We start from the raw sequence: 3,263 nt of genomic DNA, 5'->3' as shown, positions 1-3,263 counted from the left end.
CGCATAGCGGGTGGTTTATCTGTTTCGCACCTTCGGAGCGAAACGGACTTAAAGTCACATAACCAGACAAATCTTCAAAGGAAGATTTTTTTTTTTAAACTTTTGGTTGACAAATGTAAACCTCAGGAGTAGAATAGCATTATAAGGTTTACAAATGTAGATTTAAAAAGGAGAGATCATGCAAATTTCCAATGCGGAATGGCGCATCATGAAGATTATCTGGATGGAAGGTAAGCAGACCAGCACGGATTTGATTGCCGTCTTGTCCGAGCGCTTTGACTGGTCGAAGTCGACTATCAAGACCCTCTTGCTCCGCTTGGTGGAAAAGGGGTGCTTGACTAGAGAAAAAACAGGCAAAGCCTTTGTTTACTCGGCATTGTTGACGCAGGACCAGAGTTTAGACTTGGTGGTTGAGGAGGTGAAAGACAAGGTTTGCTCAAAAAGAATTGTTCATGTTCTTGAAAACTTGGTTCAGGCGAGTGACTTTACGCTTGCAGATCTTAATCAGCTGCAGCAGGTCCTCGAAGAAAAGAAAGCAGAGGCTGTTGAAACAGTCCCTTGCAATTGTATGTCATAGAAAGAAGGAAATTCCATGTTTGGATTGTTGATTAGTATTGTTTGTTTACTTGTGGTTGCTTTTATTGCTTGGTGGTTCTTTGCAGAGCATGAAAAGGTAAGCGGCCACGCTCGTCAGAAATCAGGTTATCAAGAAATTGAAGTCGAAGTCATGGGGGGCTATTCGCCTGAAACCATTGTCCTGAAAAAGAATGTTCCAGCCCGGATCATCTTTAATCGCAAGGATCCATCTTCATGTCTGGCTCAAGTGATCTTTCCAGATTTTGGCGTTCATGAAGATTTGCCTTTAGGTGAAAAACATGTCATTGAAATTACGCCAGAAAAAGCGGGCGAATATGGGTATTCATGTGGAATGAACATGATGCATGGTCAAATGATTGTGGAATAAAGGAGTAGGTATGGTAGAAAAACAAAAAGCAGTTGTGGAAAACGGAGTGCAAAAGATCCGTATTACAGCAGAAAAGGGCTATAGTCCCAAAGAATTTCAACTTCAAAAAGGGATCCCTGCTGAAATCACCTTCCATCGGGTCAATCCTTCCGGCTGTTACAAGGAAATTTTGTTTGAAGATCAGGGGATTTTAGAGCCTTTGGAAGTCGGTGTGGATAAGGTGATATCCTTTACCCCGACAGAAACAGGGGACTTTGAGTTTTCATGTGGAATGAAGATGCAAAAGGGTTCCTACACGGTTGTGGAAAAACGCCGTCGTGTCTTAAATTTACGGGGTCGCTTTTGGATTACTAGTATCTTTACCCTTCCTTTATTGATCTTGATGATTGGGATGTGGGCAGGATTTGTCTCCCATCCAGTCAGTCGCTGGGGGACTTTCCTAGCGACAACGCCGATCATGTTGGTAGCAGGAGTACCTTTTATCAAGAGTGCCTGGGCCTCATTTAAGAAGCACCATTCCAATATGGATACCTTGGTAGCTCTTGGAACCCTGGTAGCCTATGTCTATAGTGTATTTGCCCTTTTTACTGGTCAGCCAGTATACTTTGAGGCTGCGGGTTTTATCATCTTCTTTATCCTCTTAGGGCAAATCTTTGAAGAACGGATGCGTAACAATGCCTCTGAGGCTGTGGAAAAGTTGTTGGATTTGCAGGCAAAAACGGCTCAAGTTCTCCGTGATGGGAACTATGTCGAGGTGGCGGCAGAAGATATCCAAATTGATGACTTGATTCGGGTCCGTCCTGGGGAAAAGATTGCGGTTGATGGGACGATTGTAGAAGGAAGTACGACCATTGATGAGTCGATGGTGACAGGTGAAAGCTTGCCTGTGGAAAAATCAGTTGGTGATGCAGTTATCGGCTCCACTATCAACAGCAATGGGACCATTCTCTTTAAGGCTGAAAAAGTCGGTAGTGAGACCCTCTTATCTCAAATTGTGGACTTTGTCAAAATGGCCCAATCCAGTCGTGCTCCCATTCAAGATTTGACGGATAAGATTTCAGGTATCTTTGTTCCAGTGGTGACGATTTTGGCCATTGCGACTTTCTGGGTTTGGTCCGTGCTTCTGGGCGCGTCGCTTCAAGAGGCCATGCTCTATGCAGTCTCTGTCCTCATTATTGCCTGTCCTTGTGCCCTTGGTTTAGCAACCCCAACAGCCCTGATGGTCGGAACCGGCCGTAGTGCCAAGATGGGGGTTCTGATTAAAAATGGAACAGTTCTTCAAGAAGTGGAAAAGATTCAAACTGTTGTGTTTGATAAGACAGGGACTATTACTATTGGTCAACCACTTGTAACCGATGTTGTAGGAGATGAAGCGCGTGTCTTGACACTGGCTGCTAGTCTTGAAACTTTTTCAGAACATCCACTAGCCCAAGCGGTGTTATCCCAAGCAGAAGAAAAAGGTTTGGTGTTATCCCCTGTGGAAAACTTCCAAGCGATTGAAGGAAAAGGGGTCCAAGGTCAGATCGACCAGCAGTTGGTGACCTTGGGAAATGGTAAACTTCATGACGGGACAGCGATGGATCCGGAGCTTGAAAAACGGATGGTAGACTTGCAAGAGCAGGCCAAAACAGTGATCAATTTGGCTGTGGATGGGCAAGTGATTGGCTTGATTGCCATTCAAGATGCTCCAAAGGCCAGCTCAAAAGAAGCGATCAAAAAGCTTAAAGAACGGGGCTTGAAAACGGTCATGTTAACGGGGGATAATGAACGGGTGGCCCAAGCTATTGCTAAGCAAGTGGGAATTGACACCGTCATTGCTGATGTCCTTCCTCAAGAAAAAGCTAGCGCCATCCAAAAACTGCAAGAAGCTAGCAAGGTCGCGTTTGTTGGAGATGGGATCAATGATGCTCCAGCTCTCTCGATCGCGGATGTGGGGATCGCTATGGGATCTGGAACGGATATTGCGATCGAGTCCGGTGGCATCGTGCTCACGCAAAATGATTTGCTTGGCGTTGTGCGCGCCTTTGACATGAGTCAAAAGACCTTCCGCAGGATCTTACTCAATCTCTTCTGGGCCTCTATCTACAATATCATTGGGCTTCCAATTGCTGCTGGAGTCTTTGCAGGACTGGGATTGACCCTCAATCCAGAACTAGCAGGTCTTGCCATGGCCCTTAGTTCTTTGTCTGTTTTGACTAGCTCTCTGCTTCTCAATGTTGCGAAAATTGATTAGACTCAATCATAACCACCCGTCTAACGGGTGGTTTGATCAAGGGCTATAAGCCCATAATACCAGCCA

Annotated in this window: 3 protein-coding genes; all 3 read left to right on the top strand. The window is 45.3% G+C overall.

Annotated features, from left to right (window positions below; all coding sequences use genetic code 11):
* Window positions 1-178 precede the first annotated feature (178 nt).
* From ADF62_RS00230 to ADF62_RS00220, 3 genes are read left to right on the top strand one after another with little or no spacing between them, the layout of a single operon-like run.
* Window positions 179-577: a CopY/TcrY family copper transport repressor gene (locus ADF62_RS00230; RefSeq protein ID WP_048787821.1), complete on the top strand. Its 399-nt coding sequence runs from the start codon at window positions 179-181 to the stop codon at window positions 575-577.
* A 15-nt stretch (window positions 578-592) separates the two neighbouring features.
* On the top strand, window positions 593-964 hold the full coding sequence (locus tag ADF62_RS00225; RefSeq protein WP_003093093.1) for a cupredoxin domain-containing protein: 372 nt from the start codon (window positions 593-595) through the stop codon (window positions 962-964).
* A gap of 10 nt (window positions 965-974) precedes the next feature.
* Window positions 975-3,197, top strand: coding sequence for a heavy metal translocating P-type ATPase (locus ADF62_RS00220; protein WP_048787820.1), 2,223 nt, complete (start codon window positions 975-977; stop codon window positions 3,195-3,197).
* Window positions 3,198-3,263: the final 66 nt, after the last annotated feature.

It is taken from the genome of Streptococcus sp. 1004_SSPC, from assembly GCF_001069025.1.
Taxonomy (GTDB): Bacteria; Bacillota; Bacilli; order Lactobacillales; family Streptococcaceae; genus Streptococcus; species Streptococcus vestibularis.
This window is presented reverse-complemented; position numbering and strand designations above follow the sequence as displayed.